At 63.4% G+C, this 20,894-nt stretch carries 20 protein-coding genes; 6 read left to right on the top strand and 14 right to left on the bottom strand.

Features of this window, described 5'->3' with window-relative positions:
* Window positions 1–50: 50 nt before the first annotated feature.
* Window positions 51–1,301, top strand: a complete 1,251-nt coding sequence (locus tag VGD45_RS23650) for an FAD-dependent oxidoreductase (RefSeq protein WP_331157832.1) — start codon at window positions 51–53, stop codon at window positions 1,299–1,301.
* Here the strand turns inward: VGD45_RS23650 and VGD45_RS23645 are convergent.
* From VGD45_RS23645 to VGD45_RS23630, 4 genes are all read right to left on the bottom strand, one after another.
* The gene (locus tag VGD45_RS23645) at window positions 1,298–2,227 is read right to left on the bottom strand and encodes a proline racemase family protein (protein WP_331157831.1); all 930 of its coding nucleotides are present in this window, start codon (window positions 2,225–2,227) and stop codon (window positions 1,298–1,300) included. The genes VGD45_RS23650 and VGD45_RS23645 overlap by 4 nt on opposite strands.
* 190 nt (window positions 2,228–2,417) lie before the next feature.
* Complete coding sequence (locus VGD45_RS23640) at window positions 2,418–4,187, bottom strand: DUF885 domain-containing protein (protein ID WP_331157830.1); 1,770 nt, start codon at window positions 4,185–4,187, stop codon at window positions 2,418–2,420.
* Window positions 4,188–4,206: 19 nt separating this feature from the next.
* Complete coding sequence (locus tag VGD45_RS23635; protein ID WP_331157829.1) at window positions 4,207–5,844, bottom strand: amidohydrolase family protein; 1,638 nt, start codon at window positions 5,842–5,844, stop codon at window positions 4,207–4,209.
* A gap of 543 nt (window positions 5,845–6,387) precedes the next feature.
* Window positions 6,388–6,972, bottom strand: a complete 585-nt coding sequence (locus tag VGD45_RS23630) for a peroxiredoxin (protein ID WP_331157828.1) — start codon at window positions 6,970–6,972, stop codon at window positions 6,388–6,390.
* 197 nt (window positions 6,973–7,169) lie between these two features.
* Here VGD45_RS23630 and VGD45_RS23625 point away from each other — a divergent pair, with 197 nt between their 5' ends.
* Window positions 7,170–8,420 (top strand): patatin-like phospholipase family protein, encoded by a 1,251-nt coding sequence (locus VGD45_RS23625; RefSeq protein WP_331157827.1) that lies wholly within the window; start codon window positions 7,170–7,172, stop codon window positions 8,418–8,420.
* On the opposite strand, the gene mgtE is transcribed toward VGD45_RS23625, so the two are convergent.
* From mgtE to VGD45_RS23580, 9 genes are all read right to left on the bottom strand, one after another.
* Window positions 8,385–9,737, bottom strand: coding sequence for a magnesium transporter (gene mgtE, locus VGD45_RS23620; protein WP_331157826.1), 1,353 nt, complete (start codon window positions 9,735–9,737; stop codon window positions 8,385–8,387). The two genes, VGD45_RS23625 and mgtE, sit on opposite strands and share 36 nt — an antisense overlap.
* 72 nt (window positions 9,738–9,809) lie before the next feature.
* Window positions 9,810–10,682 (bottom strand): RNase adapter RapZ, encoded by an 873-nt coding sequence (rapZ, locus tag VGD45_RS23615; protein ID WP_331157825.1) that lies wholly within the window; start codon window positions 10,680–10,682, stop codon window positions 9,810–9,812.
* Between the two features lie 199 nt (window positions 10,683–10,881).
* The gene (gene hpf / locus VGD45_RS23610) at window positions 10,882–11,202 is read right to left on the bottom strand and encodes a ribosome hibernation-promoting factor, HPF/YfiA family (RefSeq protein ID WP_331157824.1); all 321 of its coding nucleotides are present in this window, start codon (window positions 11,200–11,202) and stop codon (window positions 10,882–10,884) included.
* 36 nt (window positions 11,203–11,238) lie between these two features.
* Window positions 11,239–12,738 (bottom strand): RNA polymerase factor sigma-54, encoded by a 1,500-nt coding sequence (locus VGD45_RS23605; RefSeq protein ID WP_331157823.1) that lies wholly within the window; start codon window positions 12,736–12,738, stop codon window positions 11,239–11,241.
* 70 nt (window positions 12,739–12,808) lie between these two features.
* A complete protein-coding gene (lptB, locus tag VGD45_RS23600) occupies window positions 12,809–13,534 on the bottom strand; it encodes an LPS export ABC transporter ATP-binding protein (RefSeq protein ID WP_331157822.1) in 726 nt (241 codons plus the stop codon).
* Window positions 13,531–14,292: an LptA/OstA family protein gene (locus VGD45_RS23595; RefSeq protein WP_331157821.1), complete on the bottom strand. Its 762-nt coding sequence runs from the start codon at window positions 14,290–14,292 to the stop codon at window positions 13,531–13,533. Before VGD45_RS23595 ends, lptB begins: the two co-directional genes overlap by 4 nt.
* A complete protein-coding gene (gene lptC / locus VGD45_RS23590) occupies window positions 14,261–14,833 on the bottom strand; it encodes an LPS export ABC transporter periplasmic protein LptC (RefSeq protein WP_331157820.1) in 573 nt (190 codons plus the stop codon). The genes VGD45_RS23595 and lptC overlap by 32 nt, the downstream gene beginning before the upstream one ends.
* Window positions 14,830–15,348 carry a 3-deoxy-manno-octulosonate-8-phosphatase KdsC gene (gene kdsC, locus VGD45_RS23585; RefSeq protein WP_331157819.1) on the bottom strand — a complete coding sequence of 173 codons (519 nt, stop codon included), beginning with the start codon at window positions 15,346–15,348 and terminating at the stop codon, window positions 14,830–14,832. Before kdsC ends, lptC begins: the two co-directional genes overlap by 4 nt.
* Window positions 15,348–16,367 carry a KpsF/GutQ family sugar-phosphate isomerase gene (locus VGD45_RS23580; RefSeq protein ID WP_331157818.1) on the bottom strand — a complete coding sequence of 340 codons (1,020 nt, stop codon included), beginning with the start codon at window positions 16,365–16,367 and terminating at the stop codon, window positions 15,348–15,350. The genes kdsC and VGD45_RS23580 overlap by 1 nt, the downstream gene beginning before the upstream one ends.
* 119 nt (window positions 16,368–16,486) lie before the next feature.
* Here VGD45_RS23580 and VGD45_RS23575 point away from each other — a divergent pair, with 119 nt between their 5' ends.
* Window positions 16,487–16,717: a BolA family protein gene (locus VGD45_RS23575; RefSeq protein WP_116810387.1), complete on the top strand. Its 231-nt coding sequence runs from the start codon at window positions 16,487–16,489 to the stop codon at window positions 16,715–16,717.
* A 3-nt stretch (window positions 16,718–16,720) separates the two neighbouring features.
* A complete protein-coding gene (murA, locus tag VGD45_RS23570) occupies window positions 16,721–17,977 on the top strand; it encodes a UDP-N-acetylglucosamine 1-carboxyvinyltransferase (protein ID WP_331157817.1) in 1,257 nt (418 codons plus the stop codon).
* Between the two features lie 158 nt (window positions 17,978–18,135).
* Here murA and VGD45_RS23565 read toward each other — a convergent pair whose 3' ends face one another.
* A complete protein-coding gene (locus VGD45_RS23565) occupies window positions 18,136–19,287 on the bottom strand; it encodes a S1C family serine protease (RefSeq protein ID WP_331157816.1) in 1,152 nt (383 codons plus the stop codon).
* 163 nt (window positions 19,288–19,450) lie between these two features.
* Here VGD45_RS23565 and petA point away from each other — a divergent pair, with 163 nt between their 5' ends.
* Window positions 19,451–20,056 carry a ubiquinol-cytochrome c reductase iron-sulfur subunit gene (petA, locus tag VGD45_RS23560; RefSeq protein WP_331157815.1) on the top strand — a complete coding sequence of 202 codons (606 nt, stop codon included), beginning with the start codon at window positions 19,451–19,453 and terminating at the stop codon, window positions 20,054–20,056.
* Between the two features lie 29 nt (window positions 20,057–20,085).
* Window positions 20,086–20,894: cytochrome bc complex cytochrome b subunit (locus VGD45_RS23555; RefSeq protein ID WP_349263347.1), on the top strand; the 809-nt coding region annotated here is incomplete at its 3' end.

Below are 20,894 nucleotides of genomic sequence, written 5' to 3'. Positions count from 1 at the left end.
ACGTATATCGTATATTATCTACTAAGACGCAAAGATAAAACAGAGGTTCCATGCGACGGATCATCGTCATCGGCGGCGGCATCATAGGCTTGAGCACGGCATTGCGCCTGCGCGGGGGGAAATTACAGGTCACTGTGGTCGATCCATTGGACCTGCGACGCGCGGCTTCCTGGGGAAACGCCGGACATATTGCCATCGAGCAGGTCGAGCCGCTCGCCTCCTGGGCCGTGATCCGGTCCGCCCCCAGGCGCTTGTTCAGCGCCGGCGGCGCCTTGGGATTGCCGCTCAACCAGATCGACCGGTGGCTGCCGTTCGCGCTGAAAATGGCGAAGTTTTCATCAACCAATCATGTAACGCGCGGACGCGCCGCTCTCCGCTCGCTCCTCGCAGCATCCATGCCCGCATGGCGCACGTTGGTTGCGAACCTCGGCGCACCGGGCGTGCTGCTCGAAACAGGCCACATCGTCGTGTGGGAATCCGCCGCCACGGCTGCAGCCGGTCTCGCCTCCTGGCGTTCGGTCGACATTGGCACGGCGCGCTTTCACGAATGTAGCCAGGCAGAGCTGCATCAAGTCGCCAACCTCACCAAGCAACCTTTGAGCGGAGGCATTCGCTTCGAGAACACAGGTCAAATCGCCGACCTGCTCAAGCTGAATACCCTGCTCAACGCTTCGCTTCGCGAGCACGGCGTTGAAGTCGTGCAAGGCGCGGCTCGCGCCATCGAACACGGCGGCGCTGGCACCTCCGTGTTGTTGGACGATGGCAAACGTTTGTCCGCCGACATGGTGCTCGTCACTGCCGGCCCTCGTTCGAGCCCGCTGCTGAAGCCCTTCGTCGACGCCATTCCGTTGATCGCGGAGCGCGGCTATCACCTGCAAATGCCTCAGCATCGCTGGCCCGATCTGCCGCCGGTCGTGTTCGAGGACCGCTCGATGATCGTCACTCGCTTCGAATCGGGTCTGCGCGCCGCTAGCTTTGTCGAGTTCGGCAACGTGGACGCGCCGCCCGATCGCCGCAAATGGGATCGATTGAGAAGCCACATCGCCGAGCTCGGCCTGCCTTGCGAGCCCCGCTCCGAATCGGGCTGCGTCGAATGGATGGGCGCGCGCCCGACGCTACCCGATTATTTGCCCGCGATCGGCCGCGTCGCCGACGCTCCAAACATTTTGTACGCATTCGGTCACCAGCATCTCGGCCTGACGCTCGCGGCGGTCACCGCCGAGCTGGTTGGACAGCTGATCTGGAATCAACTGCCCACGGTCGACCTGCGGCCTTTCGATCTCGCACGCTTCTCTGCTTAGGCGCGAATGCCCCAGCAGAATGGATCGGCGGGATCGAGCAACAAGTTCGCTTCCGCCGTGACGAACGCGGTGCCGGTGATTTCCGGCGCAATCTTTCCGGCGGCGCGATCGAGCCAACGATAGCGCGCGGTGAACACGCTGCCGAGCACGCTTTCCTGCGTCCACTCCTCGCCTTCCTGCAAATGGCCGTCAGCCGCCAGGCAAGCGAGTTTGGCGCTCGTGCCCGTGCCACAAGGCGAGCGATCGTAAGCACGCCCCGGACACAACACGAAATTACGGCCGCGAGCGTGCGAGTCCGAATGTGACATCAGCTCCACATGATCCACTTCAGGATAGCCCTGCGCATTGATGGCCTGGCGGATCCGCCAGGAAACATCGGTGAGCTGATCCACGTGACGCAAATCGAGCGGCACGGAAGCCCACTCCACGAGATAAAACCAATTGCCGCCCCACGCCACGTCGCCCGTCACGCGCCCAACGCCCGGAACATCGACGCTCACAGCATGAGCTTTTCTATAACTCGGCACATTCGCGATGGTAACGGCACCGTCCGGGAGCAGTTTGGCTTCGACGACGCCCACCGGCGTATCGATCTTGATATTGCCCGGCTTCAACTTGCCCGCATGCGCGAGCGACACGACCACGCCGATGGTGCCGTGACCGCACATACCGAGATAGCCGACGTTGTTGAAATACAGAACGCCGAAGTCGCAGTCTTCACGATGCGGACGGCAAAGCAACGCACCCACGACCGGGTCGCTGCCGCGCGGCTCGTTCACGATGGCCGAGCGGAAGGCATCGAAGCTGTCTTTGAAGCGTTGCAGGCGCTGGTCGAGCGGCCCGTCGCCGAGATCGGGGCCGCCCTCCATGACCAGACGCGTGGGCTCGCCGCCCGTGTGAGAGTCCAGAACTCGAATACTACGCATGAAAATCCTTGACGACGGCTAACACGTTGTTGAAAAAGTCCTTCCTGGACTTTTTCAACGTCGCTTGCGAAAGGCGTGGCTTTCGCTACGCTCCCGAAATCAAGCACATAAGAATGCGCTTGATTTCGGCGGGCCATCCGTGGCCCGCACGCAAGCTGTTTTTCAACAGCCTGCTCACCGCGATGGCGGATCACGGCGCCGAGAAACTGCGTTCGTCCGCCGCCGGCGGCGGATTCTCGCCACCGTCGGCGATGAACTGAGCCATGCGCTGTTCCAGCACCGGCAGCGGCACCGCGCCGATCGCCAGAATCGCGTCATGGAATTTACGTTGATCGAACTTCGCCCCGAGCGCCTGCTCCGCTTCCTTGCGATGGCGGCGGATCTGCAGCTCGCCGAGCTTATACGCAACCGCCTGGCCCGGCCACGCGATGTAGCGATCGACCTCGGTCGTGATCTCGTGCTCGGACAAGGCGACGTTGTCCCTCATGTAAGCAAGTGCCTGCTCGCGGCTCCAGCCGTAATGATGAATGCCGGTATCGACCACGAGACGTGCGGCGCGCCACATTTCATACACGAGCTGACCGAACTCCTCATACGGCGTTTCGTAAATGCCCATCACGCGGCCCAGCCACTCCGTGTACAGGCCCCAGCCTTCACCGTAGCCCGAGAAGTAAATCTCGTTGCGGAACGCCGGCCGCTTCGGCCCCTCCAACGCGAGCGCTGCCTGGAAGCTGTGACCGGGCGTGCACTCATGCAACGCGAGCGACGGCAATGTGTAGAGCGGACGCGCCGGCAAGTTGTAGGTATTGAACAAGCAGCTTTCAAGACCGCCTCGGCCGCCGGTGTAGATCGGCGCCAGCGCATCGGGCACCGGCAGGATGCCGTGACGGAAGCGCGGCAACGTCCCGATCGTGTCCTTGAGCTTCAGGTCGGCTTTTTTGACGATGTAGGCCGCCGTCTGCAGCAGCTCGCGCGGTGTCTTGGCATAGAACTGCGGATCGGTGCGCAAGAAGGTCATGAACTCCGGCAAGGTTCCCTTGAAGCCGGTGCGGCGCATCGTCTCTTCCATTTCGCCTTTGATGCGCGCGACTTCGCTCAGACCGATCTCATGAATCTGCGGAGCGGTGAGCTTCAGCGTCGTGAACTTCTCGATCATGGCCTGGTAGTACGCCGGGCCGTCGGGGAGCTTCGATGCAGCCAGCGTGGTGCGCGCCTTGACTAGGTATTCCTTACGAATGAAGTCGAGGAGTTTCGTGTACGCAGGAACCGCCTTCTCGGCGATCACCTTGCGCGCCTCGGCTTGCAATTCCGCCTGCTGCTCCTTCGGAATCGACACGGGCATCATCGCGAAGGGGGCATACAACGGATTGGTGTCGTCCGCTTTCAGATAAGGCTCGATGGTGCGATCGCGACCGGTGACAGAGACCTTCGGCACGGAGAAGCCGCGCTTCAATCCGGCGCGCATGTTGGCGATGTGCTCATCGAAATAGCGCGGCACATCGGCGATGCGACCGAGATAACGGCGATACTCGTCCGCCGTGATGAAACCTTCGCGCGGCGTGAAGTTGGTCCAGAAAAACGTATCGGCGTTGAATGGCGCTTCGTAGGTCTTGAAGCGGATGTCGGTGATCTCGTCCTGGAGAATGGTGCGGAACACGCCGGCGTTGATCTTTTCCTCGGCGGAGAGCTGATCGACCGGAATCTGATCGAGCTGCTGCAGCGTCTTGGTCCAGTACTGAAGCCGCGCTTGCTCCGTTGCTGCGTCGACTTTCGGCAGATGGTCGGCCGTCGCGCCCCGCTTCGGATCGCCGGGCTCGCGCGCCATTTCCTTCAGACGCCAATCCCACTCCGCCGTGTACAGCGCTCGCAGGCGTTCGTCGGCGCTCTGGGCAGCGGCGACGTTCGCCCACACGGGCGCGACCAGCAGCAGGGTGACCGCAATGTTTCGGAGCTGACGCATGCGCATTCTCTTTCAGTAATCAGTGAGAGTGGTCCACGGCTTCGATCTTCATCGGGCCGGGGCCAATGTGTCTTTCGGACTTTTCGCGAAGGACCATCTCGCGAACTTCGGCGCGCAATTTGCGGGCGTCGTACATGATGCCGTCCTTCATGACGTAGTCGATGCCGCCGATGCGCTCCACCTGGCCGCTCTCGTCGTTCAACCGCAGCGTGCCGGTGCCGAACAACAGCTTCAGATTTGCGACCGGATTGCCCTTCACGATCACCAGGTCCGCCTTGCGACCGACGCGAATCGTGCCGACAGTGTCCTCGTGGCCGAGCGCTTTCGCGCCGGCTTCGGTGGCGGCGTGAATGACCTCGAGCGAGCTGAAGCCAGCCTCGCGGAGCAACTCCATCTCCTGGATGTAGCCGAAGCCGTAGAGGTTATAGATGTAGCCGCTGTCGCTGCCGACCGTGACTGTGCCGCCGCGGTTCTTGTATTCGTTCACGAAGCGCATCCACAGCTGATAGTTCTCGCGCCACGCCACTTCATGCTCGGTCGTCCACTCGAACCAGTACGAGCCGTGATTCACGCGGCTGGGGCGATACCAGTCCCACAGTGACGGCATCGTGTATTCGTCGTGCCAGGCAGCGCGGCTCATACGCATGAAATCGCGGCTGGTCAGATAGGCGGTGAATGTCGGGCTGAGCACGAACTTTCGTTCGAGCAACTTATCCATCACCTTGTTCCACGAGTCCGAGCCCGGCGCGGCGGATTGTTTCCACAAGCGCCCCGCTTCGCCGAAGCGCATCTGCTCGTCGGTGTTCACATAGTCGGTGGGCCAGCCTTGCACCGAGCGATCGGTGAACATGGCTTCGGGCAAGCCGTACCAATGTTCCATCGAATCCAACCCGTGAGCTGAGGTGTCGAGGACGTTCGCGTAGGCAACCACTTGCTGGGCGTGATGCATGGTCGTGCGCAGGCCGATCTTCTCGGCCTCGTCCAGCGCCGCGAACAGCACGTCCTGCTCGCCGTTGATGAACTTGATGCCATCGGCGCCTCGACGCTTGGCGTCACGAATGGCCTGGCGCGCCGTGTTCACATCGTTCGGCGGGGTCGCGAGGATCTGATGAAACATCGGATAGACATCGATGCGCGGCGCGACGATCTCATTGCGCGCGCTGCGCTGTTTGATGTCCACGAGCCATTCGATGGGACGGTCGCTACCTACATCGCGCACTGACGTGACGCCGTGCCCCAGCCAGAGCTTCAGAATGTAGTCGGAGGGCACATGCTGTTTGTCACCGAGACTATGCAGATGCGTGTGCGTGTCGACGAAACCGGGCAGGACGTAATAGCCCGTCAGATCCATCTCATAATCGCCCGCAGCAGCCCGCAGCTTCGGATCGATCGCCCCCGGCGCGCCAATCGCTTTCAACTCACCGATGCGATCGCCGCTGATCACCACATCGTACGGCCCCTGCGCGGGCGCGCCCGTTCCGTTGACGATGGTCACATTGCGCAGAACGATGCGCTTATGCGGACCGACACCTTCAGTGCGTGCAGGAATAGGATCAGGCACCGTCGCCTTCTGCGGCTCGGCCGCCAGCCCGACCTGACAGGTCCAGCCGACGATTACTGAAAGAGTCGTGAGTGCCGCCGACCTGCTCCGCGCCATCCGAGTCCCCTGCGTAGGTTTAGTATACGAAATACTATCGTGCGGGGATCACATGTCAACCGAAGTAATGAGTGGTCCTTTCGAGTAACCCGGTCCTTGCTGCGCGGTCTGGAGACCGGAGTGGCACTTGTTAGGGGTCCTGGCTCTGCCCAGTCGGGGTCGGCGGGCGGACATGGGGCGGCCGCGCTTCATTTATTTCGACCTGAAGACAGGTCGAAATAAATGGCGAGCCTTGCGCGCCGGAGGGTTCGGCGTCACGGGTGTCAGCTCAGCGTTCCCACGTCACCAGCCGCCGAACCGCAAACCGGCGCGCGGCGGCGGCCGCCAAATGTCCGCCCACCCACCCCGGCCGCGCAGAGCCAGGCCCGTGGTAATTTGAAACGGCGACGGATTTCAGAGTGGTAGCTTGAAACGATCGCGGATTTCAGCAGCGGCACTTCATCTGAAGTAAGAATCATATTCCCTCTCTCCCAACGGAGAGGGGGTTAGGCGGAGAGGGTTTTCTTTAGCGAAAAGAATCGATTCAGCTAAAAGCGCGGCGACTCAGCTCTTCTTCGCCTGAAGTTCCTTGATGTCTTTCAGCACCACCTGCGAGTGGCCCTTCGGATCCACGTCTTCGTAGTGGCGGACGACCTTGCCTTCGGGGTCGATCAAGAAGGTGTCCCGCTTGGCCAATTCCACGGTGCCGAGGAAACGTTTCAATACGCCGTATTCTTTGGCCACGACCTTCTTGTCGTCGGCGAGGATGGGAAACGGCAGGCTGTGTTTTTCTGAAAATTCTTTGTGCGATTCGACGTCGTCGACGCTGACGCCCAGGATCACCGCGCCGGCGTCGCGGAAGGCGAAGACGTTGTCGCGGAACTCGCACGCCTGGGTCGTGCAGCCGGGCGTCTTGTCCTTGGGATAGAAATACAACGCCACCCACTTGCCGCGATAGTTCTTCAGCTCGTGCACCTTGCCGTTCTGGTCCTGCAGTTTGAAGTCGGGCGCGGCGCTGCCCACCGCGGGGCTTTCGGCGGCTTCGGCCTCGGCGGCGATGCTGGCGGCGAGCCAGGTGAAGGTCATGGCCAGGACCCAGGTGCGAACCCAGGAGTGAACATTCAGACGAGTCAAACGAAGTCGATGCATGGCGATCCCCTGAGGTCGGTCCGGCAGGGTGCAGGACGGGATGACGAGGTCCAAGATGACGTTGGGCGGCGACACTGAAACATGTGTCACGAGGCGATCCGGGCCACTATGCCATACTAAACGTCAGCGGCGAGCGCCCGGATCCATTCCACACCGCCGGGAATTTCGCCAACGACTTCGGCACGGATTCATCACCTATGAGCGAGCGCACTCCGACATCCGCGCCTCCGGTCGGACCGCCCAAAGTGGGGCTGGTATTGCCGGGAGGCGGCGCACGGGCCGCCTATCAAGTGGGCGTCCTGCGAGCGCTCGCGGATCTGTTGCCGGCGCGCGCCATCAATCCTTTTCCGGTCGTCACCGGCACCTCGGCGGGCGCTGTGAATGCCACCGCCATCGCGGTCCACGCGGATCGTTTCCGCGTCGCGGTCGGTAACCTGGAGCGCGTCTGGCGCAATTTTCAGGTAGGCCAGGTATTTCGTGCCGACACGGCCAGCATGCTGCGCGCCAGCCTGCATTGGTTTCTCGCGATGATGTCGGGCGGCTGGCTGTTGCCCCCGCCGAAATCGTTGTTCGACAACTCGCCGCTGCGCGAGCTGCTCAAGGAGCAATTCGATTTCAGCCGCATCGCCCGCTCCATCGCCGACGGTCATCTGGACGCCATCGCCATGTCCACCGCCGGTTACGCCAGCACTCGTTCGGTCTCGTTCTTCGAAGCCAAACAGGGCTGCGCGCCGTGGCGGCGCACTCGACGCGCCGGCGAGCCGGTGTCGTTGTCGGTGGAGCATTTGATGGCCAGCGTCGCCGTGCCGTTTCTGTTTCCGCCGGTATTGTTGGGCGACGAGTATTACGGCGACGGCGCGATGCGCGAAGCAAATCCGTTCAGCGCCGCCATTCATCTGGGCGCGCAACGTTTGCTGGTCGTGGGCACGCGCAACGAAACGTCGCCGACCATGGCGGTGCCGCCGCTGTGTCCCACGTTCGGGCAGATCTTCGGATATATGCTCGACTCGTTGTTCACCGACGGCATGTATTCCGATCTGGAGCGGCTGACACAGCTGAATCAGATCGTGGATCGCGTTGGACCCGTGACCGTCAACAATCCAGATGGCGCCGTGCATCTGCGGCGCATCGACATGCTGGTGATTCTGCCGAGCCGCGATCTGTCGGAGATCGCGCGCCATCACGTGGCCTCGTTGCCACGCAGCCTGCGGGTGTTGCTGCGAACCTTGGGCGCGATGAACACCGGCGGCGGCCAGCTGATGAGTTATCTGTTGTTCCAGGACACATACACGCGCGAGCTGATCGCCCTCGGTTATCAGGACGCGATGAAGCGCGCGGACGATCTGATGTCGTTCCTCGCCGGCTACTCGGTCACGTCGACCGGCGCCACCGCCATCCTGCGCCGGATGGACTCACGTAAGGAACAGCGTGCCGAGGCCCAGAAGTGAGGCGAACCCGACCGTATCCGTGACGGTGGTGAGGATCACGCCGCCCGCGAGCGCGGGATCGATGCCCATGCGCTTGAGCACCAGCGGCACACCGACGCCCGCCAATGCGGCCGCAAGCAGATTGATCAGCAGCGCGGCGAAGATGATCACGCCGATGGTCCACTCTTCGAACCAGACGCCCGCCGCCAGCGCCACGACAGTCGCCAGTCCGACGCCGTTCAACAAGCCGACGGATACTTCGCGTATCAGCAGCCAGCGCGCGTTCGCCTGCTCGACCTGACCCAGCGCCAGGCCGCGAATAATCAGCACGAGAGTCTGACTGCCGGCGATGCCGCCCATGCTCGCCACGATCGGCATGAGCACCGCCAGCGCCACAACCTTCTCGATGGTGGCTTCGAACAAGCCCACCACGTTGGCGGCCAGGAAGGCGGTCGCCAGATTCACGCTCAGCCAGACAGCGCGGCGGCGTGCGCTGGTCACGACGCCGGCGAACATATCTTCGTCTTCGCCGAGACCGGCCATGCTCATGACCGAGTGGTCGGCTTCTTCACGGATGACGTCGACCACGTCGTCGACGGTGATACGGCCGAGCAGGCGGCCGTCGCTGGTCACGACGGCGGCGGACACGAGGTCGCGATCTTCGAACAGCTTCGCCACTTCGCGCGCCGGCGTTTCGGGCGGAATGCCTTCGACGCTCGAGTCCATCACTTCGCCGACGGTTTTCTCGGGGTCCTCCGTTAGCAGGCGCGTTATGTCCACGGCCCCACGGTACTTGTCGTGGCGATTGACCACGAACAGCTGGTCGGTGCGCGCCGGCAGCTCGCCACGCATGCGCAGGTAGCGCAGCACCACTTCGAGGGTCACGTCCGCGCGGACGGTGACGGCGTCGAGATTCATCAGACCGCCCGCGCTGTCCTGCTCGAACTGCATGACCGCCGTCAGACGCTCGCGATCCTGCGCGTCCATGGAGTGCAGCACGCGCTCGTTCAGCGTCTCGGGCAGGTCGCCGATCAAGTCGGCGAGGTCGTCCACCTCCATGCCTTCGGTGGCGGCGATCAGCTCCTCGGCGTCCATGCCGCCGATCAGCTCGGCGCGCACTTCCTCGTTGAGCTCGATCAGCACGTCGCCCTCGATCTCCGGATCGACGAACTCCCAGACGATCTCGCGGCGGGCCGGCGGCAGCGACTCGATCAGAGAGGCGATTTCCGCTGGATGCAGGCTATTGATGAGCCGATGCCCATGGCGCAGCGATCCTTGCTCGAGCGCGCTGCGTAGCGCGGCGAGTCGGGTCTGCTTTTGTTCCTGGGCTTCGGTCATGCGCGCGCAGTGTAGCGGCGAGCGGCGCGCACGCGAAGTTAAGTCCGGGCGAATTTTCTGCGCGTGTGGTTATTAGCTGGCGCGGTGGACTCCGACCACCTGATGACGGGCGTGGACCTGCGGAAACTTCGCGGAGAAATGCCGCGCCAGTCGCTCCACCAGATACACCGAGCGATGCTGGCCACCGGTACAGCCGATTGCAATCGTCAGGTAGCTGCGGTTCGTACGCACCAGCTCAGGAATCCAGTGTTCCAGGAAGGCGACGATGTCGTCGAACATCTTGGTGACCTGCGGATGGCGCTCCAGATACTCCACGACTGCCGGATCGCGGCCCGTGAAGCGCGCGAGGCCGGGCTCCCAATAAGGATTCGGCAGGCTGCGCACGTCGAACACGAAGTCGGCGTCGCCGGGCACGCCGTGTCGGAACGCGAACGACTCGAACAGGATGGACATCCGTCCTTCGACGCGGGCGCCGACCCGGTCGCGAATCAGCTCGCGCAACTCGTGCACGCTGGTGCGCGTGGTGTCGATGATCAGATCGGCGGCGTCGGCGATCGGTTCGAGCAGCGACTGCTCCTGACTGATGGCGTCGGCCAGCCCGAGGCCTTCACGACTCAGCGGATGACGGCGGCGCGTCTCGCTGTAACGTTTCAGCAATGCTTCCTGGTCGGCGCGCAGGAACAGCACTTCACATCCGACGCCGCTGCGCTTGAGATCGGCGACCAGTTTCGGCACGGAAGCGATCTCCGCCGGTCGGTTGCGAGCATCGACGCCGACTGCGGTGTAACCGTATGTCGATTCGCGCGAGCGCACCGTGTGCGAGATGAACATTGGCAGCAGACCCGCGGGGATGTTGTCCACGCAGTAATAGTCGAGATCCTCGAGCATGTGCAGCGCCACGCTCTTACCGGATCCAGACAGGCCGCTGACGATGACCAGACGCATAACAGACCAGACGTGCGTTTGCGGTTAACGCTGATGGAGGGGCCGCAGTTGCAGAGACTACAGCGAGCGGCGAGGGGGCGGCAATGAGAGCGCGGGATCGGACGCGGCGGCGCGCGCTGAATGCGCGCCGCCGGCCGAATTTTGTTGCAAATTGTGAACGGTGCGCTGTCGTTTCCTTATGTTTCCGCGCAGTGACCGTTTATGACGGACGGACTTTCTGCGCCTCCAGCGCATGATGGTCGGACAGTTTCTCCTTGTGCTTCTTCACCCTGCGGTCGAGCTTGTCGGCCAGCGCGTCGATGGCCGCGTACATGTCCATGTCGACCGCGTCGGCGTAGACCATGGCGCCGTTCAGCAGGACTTTGGCCTCCGCTTTGTGGCGTTGTTTCTCGACGGTGAGGATGCAGTGAACGTCAATGATGTGGTCGGAATGTCGGACGATGCGGTCCAGCTTCTTTTCGACGTAGCCCTTCATGGAAGTGGTGACATCGACATGGTGACCAGTGACGTTCAGTTGCATGGAAGCCTCCTACAGGTGGAGCGGGGGAACTGCTGGCTATCTCACCGAAACTCTCTTGCGTTCGCTGGACGGAGGTATACCTAGCGCCTCGCGGTATTTAGCAACCGTCCGCCGCGCCACCAGCACACCCTCTTGCGACAGGATGTCGGCGATGCGGCTGTCGGAAAGCGGCTTATCGGGCTCCTCCGCGGCGACCAGCTTGCGGATCTTGGCGCGGATGGCGGTCGAGGACATCTCGGTGCCGTCGCTCGCGGCCACGTGGCTGGAAAAGAAATAACGAAACTCGAACACGCCCCGGTGCGTGTGCATGTACTTGTTGGTGGTGACGCGCGAGATGGTCGACTCGTGCATCTGCACGGCTTCGGCGACGTCCTTCAGGATCATCGGCTGCATGTACTCGTCGCCGTTTTCGAGGAACGCCGACTGACGCTGCACGATGCAGCGGGCCACCTTGAGCAGCGTTTCATTACGGATCTCGAGACTGCGGATCAGCCAGCGGGCCTCCTGCAGCTGAGTCCGTAACATGGCGTGATCCGCGGAACGGCCGATGAGGCCGGCATAACTTTGGTTGACGCGAATGCGCGGCAGGCTCGCGGGATTGATCTCGACCGCCCAGCCGCGCTCGGTCCGGCGGACGAAAACATCCGGCACGATGTACTCGGCCGGCACGGAATGCACGCTCGATCCGGGCCGAGGCTGACAGGCGCGCACCAACACCAGCGCGTATTCCAGTTCTTCTTCGGTCACGCGCAGCTGACGTCTCAGCAGCGCGTACTGCTGTTCGGCGACTTGATCCAGGTAACTGGCGGCGATGGCGAGCGCGGTCTCGCGGCCCGGCGTATCCGGATCCAACTGGCGGAGCTGCAGTTCGATGCATTCGCTGACCGACCGCGCGCCCACGCCCGCGGGGTCCATGGCTTGCACCTGCTTGAGTACGCGCTCCACCTCGGCGGTGGTCGCGACGATCTCGGGTTGTAAATTGCGCGCGATTTCGTCGAGCGGCTCGATGACGTAGCCGTCGTCGTTGATGGCGTCGATGATTGCGGCGCCGATGCGCATCTCGCGCTCGTTGAGCCGAGACATCTCCAGCTGCCAGGTCAGATGTTCCTGCAGCGTCTCGCCGCGGGCGTCGGAGAAATCCTGGGAGTGATCGTCGTCGCCCGACCACGGCGACTCGGCCGGGCCGGTGACCTGCGAATCGCTCCAGTCCTGGTCCTCGACGATGTCGAGCGGCTGCTCGGCCTCGCGCGCCTCGCTCCCCTCGTTATGGTCGCTGTGCTCGCTGGCGGTGCTCGCTTCGGAGCTGGGCGTGGAGGACTCGAACGACGACTCGAACTGAGGCTCGAGCGCCGACTCGCCGGTTTCCAGACTGCCGGACTCGTCCTCGGCCTCCAGCATGACGTTGGTTTCCAACGCCTCGCGGATTTGCGCCTGAAGCTCCAGGACGGGCAGCTGCAATAGGCGGATGGCCTGTTGCAGCTGGGGGGTCATGGTCAGCTGCTGGCCGAGTCGGAGCTGCAGGGCGGGCTTGAGCATTCGTCTCGCTTGTGGGTCTCAACGCGCCGGCGGAACGCCGCCGGCGGGGTCCGGCCGCGGCGCGGGGCGCCTAGAGCCGGAAGTCCTGACCCAAGTACACCTCACGGACCTGCTGGTTTGCAAGGATCTCGTCGGCAGTCCCCTCGGCGATCACGCCGCCCCCGCTGACGATATAGGCCCTGCCACAAATCCCTAGGGTTTCCCGTACGTTATGATCGGTAATCAAGACGCCGATATTGCGTGCGACCAGGTGCCGGATGATGCGCTGGATGTCCAGCACCGAGATCGGATCGACGCCCGCGAACGGCTCGTCCAGCAGCATGAACTCGGGCTCCGCGGCCAGGGCCCGCGCAATCTCGACGCGCCGCCGCTCGCCGCCCGACAGGCTCTGACCGAGGCTGTTGCGGATATGGCCGATGTGCAGCTCGTCGAGCAGCGATTCGAGCAGCGCGTTGCGCTTGTCGTTGGTGAGATTGGGGCGCACTTCCAGGATGGCGCGGATGTTCTGTTCCACCGTGAGCTTGCGGAACACCGATGCTTCCTGTGGCAGATATCCCACGCCCAGCCGCGCGCGCCGATGCACGGGCAGCTTGGAGATGTCCTGGTCGTCGATGAGGATGCGGCCGGCGTCCGTGGGGACCAGCCCGACGATCATGTAGAACGCGGTGGTCTTGCCCGCGCCATTGGGGCCCAGCAGCCCGACCACTTCACCGCTCGACACTTCTAGCGACAGATTTTTGACGACCTGTCGCGAGCGATATTTTTTGGCCAGCCCCTCGACTCGCAGCCGAGTCATGCGCCGCCTTCAGTGGCCAGCTGCGTTTCGGCGCGCGCATTGCCAATAGACTCGCCCTCAATGGCCTCGCCGCGTTCGTTGAACGTCGGCTCGATGATGGCGGCGGCGCCGCCCGGTGTTTTCTGCAAGGTGTTCTGCACTTTGTTCTGGTTCGGACGGATGATGCCGCGGACCCGGTTCGACGAGCCGCCCGGATTGATCTGCACGCGCTCGTCGCGGACGCTGTAGACGACCACGTCGGCGCGAAACTCGTCTTTGCCGTTGCTGAACCACACCTGGTTGGTGAGCTTCACCACGCCGGTGCTGAAGTCATATTCGATCACGCCCGCGCGGCCGCGTACTTCGCGATTCGACTCGGCGCTGATTTGTTCGAAGCGCGCCGGTGAGCCTTCGACGCGCGCGTTCGCGATCTGGCCATTCACGACCGCGGCGGTCGCGAGATTGGATTCCAGTTGCGCTTCGGCGGTGCGGATGTGCACGGCGTCCTCGAAAGTCCAGCGCTGCGTATCGGAGCTCATGTTCCGGCCTTTCGCTGTCTGTGCCTCGATGGAGGAGGCGCCCTGCGTGACGCGCACGTTGCCTGACACGTCGATGGTGTCATTCCGAAAATCGGAGCTGAGCACGTCGGCGCTGTAGACGAAGGTCTCGTCCAGCGTCGGTGCCGTCGCGGCGGCGTCGGCTTGCGCGACGAACAGCAGCGACAGCAGCGCGGCGAGCGCCCGCGGTCTACCGCTGCGGTTGCGGATCGAACTTTCCATTCACTGTCTCCAGCCTTAGCTTTTCGCTGGTCAAATCGGCGCGCAGGCTTTTCACGGTCATCGTGTGCTGCCCGAAGCGCATCTGCACCGGTGAGCGGGTGCTGTATGCGATGTTCTTCTCGGTGTCGATGGCCAACTCGTTGGTGCGCAGGTAGGCGTTCGCTTTGCCTTCCAGCGAGCGCAACTCCACGTCGCCCTCCAGCTGCACCACGCGTGAGTTCGGCGGCACCAGTCCGCTGTTCGCGGTCAGAGCCCACTGCCAATCGTCCGTGCCAAAATAATTGACGCGTACGGATTCCATGGTGATGGCCTCGCCGCGGGCCGGACGGCTCAGCCGCTGCTGGATGCGCCGTGCGATCAATTCGATCCCGGGCGTGCCATCTTCGCGCGTGCGCAGGATCACCGCATCTTTCAAATAGTAGCCGGGCTGCTCGGGCATCTCGTGGTTCGCCATCGGCGTATCGCCGTCGTCGATGAACGCGCCATACCCGATCACGATGGCGGCGAGCGCGGCGGCCAAAGATACCCAGCGCCAGTTCATCCGTGCACCCGCCGGTTGACTTCGATCTGTCGCGTTTCGAGCAGCAAATCGCACACCTCGCGTACTGCGCCCTGGCCCCCGTTGGCCTGAGTGATGAAATGCGCGCGCGACTTCACGCTCGGATGCGCGTCGGCGACGGCAACGGCGAGCCGCGAAGCTTCGAACAGCGACAAGTCCGGTGTGTCGTCACCGACGCTTGCCACTGCTTGCGGTGTGAGATTGAGCATTTCCAGCAACTCACGCAGCGCCGCCAGCTTGTCGTGGACGCCTTGCCGGATCCAGTTCACGCCGAGCTCGCTCATGCGTTTATCGACCGCCTTGGATTGCCGACCCGAAATCACCGCGACCTGCAGCCCCGCATTCAGCACTTGCTTGATGCCCGCGCCGTCCCGCACGTGAAAACATTTCATCTGCTCGCCGCGCGCCGTGAAATACAGGCGCCCGTCGGTCAGCACTCCGTCCACGTCCAGAACCAGCAGGCGTACATCGTTGGCGCGTTCCACCAGGGTATCCATTACATCACCCCGGCGCGTAACAGATCATGAACGTTCAATGCGCCGACCAGCACATGATCGGCGTCCGTCACCAGCAGCTGGGTGATGCGATGCTTTTCCATCAGATGCACGGCTTCGGCTGCCAGCACCCGTGGGGCGATGGTCTTGGGCCGCGCCGTCATCACATCACGCATGCGCACGGCGTTGATATCGATCGGATGGTCCAGCGTGCGCCGCAGATCGCCATCGGTATAGATGCCGAGCAACCGCTGCCCATCGTCGACCACGGCAGTCATGCCGAGGCCCTTGCGACTGATCTCGAGCAGCCCCTCCTTGAGCGAGGTGTCCGGGCTGACCACGGGCAACTGCGCGCCGGTGCGCATCACGTCTTCGACGTGTAACAACAACCTTCGTCCCAGGGTGCCGCCCGGATGCGAACGCGCGAAATCCTGCTCGCTGAAACCGCGAGCCTCGAGCACCGCGACGGCGAGCGCGTCGCCCATGGCGAGCGTCGCCGTGGTGCTGGCGGTCGGCGCGAGGTTATGAGGACAAGCTTCTTCGGCGACGCTCACGTCGAGCAACGCCGTCGCGGCCTTGGCGAGCGTCGACTGTGCTTTGCCGGTCATGGCCACGAGCGGCACGCCGAGCCGCTTGATCACCGGCAGGATGGTCAGCAATTCCGCGGTCTCGCCCGAGTTGGAGATCGCGACGACCACGTCGTCGTGGGTGATCATGCCGATGTCGCCGTGGCTGGCCTCGGCCGGGTGCAGGAAAAACGACGGGGTGCCGGTGCTCGCCAGGGTCGCGGCGATCTTGTTACCGATGTGCCCGGATTTACCCATGCCGGTCACGACCACACGGCCGCGACAGTCGAACAGCAGCTGGCAGGCAGTAACAAATCCACCATCGAGTCGGGCGTCCAGGGCTTGCACCGCAGCGACTTCCGTGGCCAGCACGCGACGGCCGCGCGCGAGCAACTGTTCAGAATCCAGTCGATTGGAAGTCGGTAATGTTCCCATCCCTGAATGATAACGCGGCATGCTGCTCCGCTGGTTCATTTCCTGTCACGACTGCATGTCGTCCCAGGCGTAAATCCACGCGGCGGAGCGGCCCGCGGATCGGATAAGATGGCCGCCCTTTGCATCTTCCAGGTCCATCGATGAATGCCGCCGAGGTTCAAGCGCTGATCCAGACCGGATTGCCTGGCGCGCAGGTGCGCGTCGCATCCGACGACGACACTCATTTCGAGGCCGTGATCGTCGCGCCCCAGTTCGAGGGCCGCCGCATGATCCAGCGTCATCAGCTGGTGTACGCGACGCTCGGACAGCTGATGGGCCGTGAGATCCACGCGCTCAGCATCCAGGCGTTCGCGCCCTCCGAACAAAAGTAACTCATGGATAAACTCCTGATTCAGGGCGGCGCGCCGCTGGAAGGCGAGGTCCGCATCTCCGGCGCGAAGAACGCCGCGTTACCCATCCTGGCCGCGACGTTGCTCGCCGAAGGGCCGGTGTCGGTCGGCAATGTGCCGCATCTCCAAGACGTCACGACCATGATCGAGCTGCTCGGTCGCATGGGCGTGAGCGTCACCATCGACGATCGCATGCGAGTCGAGGTCGATGCGTCCACCACGAATGCGTTCGTCGCGCCGTACGAGCTGGTGCGGACCATGCGCGCGTCCATAGTCGTGTTGGGCCCGCTGCTGGCGCGCTTTGGACACGCCGATGTGTCATTGCCCGGCGGCTGCGCCATCGGCGCGCGTCCGGTGAATATCCACGTCGACGGCCTCCGCGCGATGGGCGCGGATATCCAGATCGAGAATGGCTACATCCGCGCCAAGGCGAATCGCCTCAAGGGCGCGCGCATCGTTTGCGAAACGGTGACTGTGACGGGTACCGAAAATCTGCTGATGGCGGCGACGCTGGCCGACGGTCAGACGGTCATCGAGAACGCCGCGCGCGAGCCGGAAGTGGTCGACCTCGCAAATTTCCTCAGCGCAATGGGCGCGAAGATCCAGGGCGCGGGTACTGACGTGATCACAGTGCAGGGCGTGGAGCGGCTGACCGGCGCGAGCTACGACGTGCTGCCGGATCGCATCGAAACGGGCACGTACCTGGTCGCCGGCGCGATCACCGGCGGGCACGTGAAGATCAAGGGCACGCGGCCGGATCATCTCGACGCGGTGCTGCTGAAGCTGCGTGAAGCGGGTGCGCAGATCGAAGTGGGGGACACCTGGATCGATCTCGACATGCGCGGCCGTCGACCGAAGTCGGTCGATCTTCGCACCGCGCCTTACCCGGCGTTCCCGACGGACATGCAGGCGCAGTTCGCGGCGCTGAATACGGTGGCGGAGGGCGTGGCGGCGGTGACCGAGACGATCTTCGAGAACCGCTTCATGCACATGCTGGAGATGCGGCGGCTCGGTGCGGACATTCGCATCGAAGGCAATACGGCCATCATTCGTGGCGTGCCGCGTCTGACTGCCGCGCCGGTGATGGCGACCGATCTGCGCGCCTCGGCGAGCCTCGTCCTCGCCGCGCTGGTCGCGCAGGGCTCGACGGAGATTCACCGCATCTATCACATCGACCGCGGTTACGAGCGCATCGAAGAAAAGCTCGAACAGATCGGCGCGCAGATAAAGCGCATCGCCTAACGCCGCCGCATTTTGTTTTTCCCGCAGGGAGAAAAAAATATCTGTCCCCTCCCGTACATGGATGCTCCTGCGCGTCCATGCGCCCGCACCATTCGGGCTTCCTGCCCATCACGGGAGGGGGTAGGGGGTGGGTCTTCAGGCCAAATGGAGAAAAACGGCTATCGGGAGCCGCGGGGAGGACGATCTTCGAGAGTGGCTTCGAAGCTCAGGTCCTCGCGGCCGCGGCGGCCGCGAATTTCGAGGACTGAGCCCGGCGCCATCGCGGCCACGCGATTGAGAGCTTCCTGCGCGTTGATGATGGCCTGACCGTTCAAGTGGGTGACGAGGTCATCCATGCGCATGCCCACCTTCGCCGCCGGCCCCTGCGGGTCCACATAGGTGATGCGTAACGCCACGGGCGGATCGATGCCAAGCGCGGCAGCGGCGGTCCTCGGTAATTCTTCGGAAGACACACCGAGCCAGCCTCGACGCACACGACCGTGCTCGATGATCTGATCCATCACCCCGCGCACCATGTTCACGGGAATTGCGAAGCTGATGCCATCGGTGCCGAGCGTCTGCGCGAGCACCGCGGTGTTGATGCCGATGAGCTCGCCATCCGTATTGATCAGCGCGCCGCCCGAGTTACCGAAATTGATGGCGGCGTCGGTTTGAATGAAATCCTCGAAATCCGTGACGCCGAGCCGACCCCGACCCGTCGCGCTCACGATGCCCTGGGTCACGGTCTGGCTGAGACCGAAAGGATTGCCGATAGCGAGTACGACATCGCCTGCGCGCAGTACGTTGGAACGCCCCATCGGCATGACGGGCGGGTTCTCCAGATCGACGCGCAACACTGCTAAATCCGTGTCCGGATCCGTGCCGACGATCGTGGGCGTCGCCACGCGGCCATCCGCGAGTTGCACGCGAATCTGGTCCGCGCCCCGAATGACGTGATCGTTGGTCACGAGATGGCCATCGGTGTCGAGGATGACGCCGGAGCCGAGGCTGCCTTCCACGCGCCGCCTGACTTGGGCCGGATTCTGTCGCAACAGAGGATTGCCGAACGCGGCGTTGGGCACACTCGCGACCACACGGGCCGTGTAAATGTTGACGACCGCAGGTCCGGCGCGGCTGACGGCGTCCGCAAACGATGTGCGTACTTCGCCTTCGCGCGGCGTGAAGGATGCCGGCGTCGCGGGCGAATCCTGCTGGGCGGGCGCGGCTGCGGCGGTGGGGCCTTGCTGGATCGGCCGCGCCAATAGCAGCACGGCTGCGACGGCGAGGCCCACCAGGGTCCATTTCAGCAGGAACAATAGGGTCTGCGGCACGGTGGGCACGAGTGACAGTACCGGTGGTGGCCGGGGGGCGCTTCATAGCGCGCTGATCGATGTGTGTATAATGCGGAATTCCTTGAACGTTTGAAACCTCGCCCCGGGCTCGCAGGCGCCGGTGTGAGGTGCGCGTGCGAAAGATGCCTCGCGGAGATCTTGGATGACGTCAGAAGTTGAGAAGGTGGATGGCGGCCGGCGCCATTTCTTGCTGGTCGCGACCACGGTGACCGGCATTGCCGGCGCCGCGATGACCGCCGTGCCATTCCTGGCCTCCTGGAAACCGAGCGCTCGCGCGCAGGCGCTGGGCGCGCCGGTCGAGCAGGACATCAGTAAGCTCGAACCGGGCGCCGTGGTGAAGGTCAACTGGCGCGGCCAGGCCATCTTCATCGTGCGCCGTTCGCCCGAAATGATGAAGCAGCTCGAGGATCCCGCGCTCGCCGAGCGGCTGCGCGATCCGAAGTCCGAGCAGTCGGAGCAGCCCAAGTACGCACAGAACGACGTTCGCTCGCTCAAGCCTGAGTACCTGGTGCTCGTCGGCGTGTGCACCCATCTCGGTTGCGCGCCGCTGAGCCGCTTCCAACCGGCGGACGCCGAGCTCGGCGCCGACTGGCCCGGCGGTTTCTATTGCCCGTGCCACGGCTCGAAGTTCGATCTGGCCGGCCGCGTCTTCAAGGACGTACCCGCGCCCACCAATCTCAAAGTGCCGCCTTACCGCTTCGTCACTAACGACGTGGTGCAGATCGGCGTCGACGCGGAGGTCGCCTGATGAGCGCCACGATGCAGGAAAAAGGGCGCATGGCGCAGCTGGTCGACTGGATCGACGCGCGCTTCCCCATGACTCGCTTCATGAAGGAACACGCCAGCGAGTACTACGCGCCGAAGAACTTCAACTTCTGGTACTACTTCGGCTCGCTCGCCCTGGTGGTGCTGGTGTTGCAGATCGTCACCGGCATCTTCCTGACGATGAACTACAAGCCCTCGGCCGCGGATGCGTTCGCGTCGGTCGAGTACATCATGCGCGACGTGGAGTGGGGCTGGTTGATCCGCTACATGCACTCCACCGGTGCATCGCTGTTCTTCGTCGTCATCTACCTGCACATGTTCCGGGCGCTGCTCTACGGCTCGTACCACCGACCGCGCGAACTGGTCTGGGTCCTGGGCATGCTGATCTACCTGGTCCTGATGGCCGAGGCCTTCATGGGCTACGTGCTGCCGTGGGGCCAGATGTCGTTCTGGGGCGCCAAGGTGATCATCTCGCTGTTCGGCGCGATCCCGGTCATCGGCAACGGCCTGACCGAATGGATCATGGGCGACTACCTGCCGGGCGACGCCACGCTCAACCGCTTCTTCGCCCTGCACGTGATCGCGCTGCCGCTGGTGCTGTTGCTGCTGGTGACGATCCACATCCTCGCGCTGCACGAGGTGGGTTCAAACAATCCGGACGGCATCGACATCCACGAACGGCTGACGCCGGCCGGAACGCCCGAGGACGGGATTCCGTTCCATCCGTACTACACGGTGGAAGACGTGCTCAGTACCGCGGTGTTCGTCCTGGTCGCCGCCTTCCTGATCTTCTTCACGCCCACGGTCGGCGGCGTGTTCCT

The sequence above is a fragment of the Steroidobacter sp. genome (assembly GCF_036402275.1).
Lineage (GTDB): Bacteria > Pseudomonadota > Gammaproteobacteria > Steroidobacterales > Steroidobacteraceae > Steroidobacter.
Note: the sequence above shows the minus strand (reverse complement) of the source record. Positions and strands in the feature narration are given on the sequence as shown.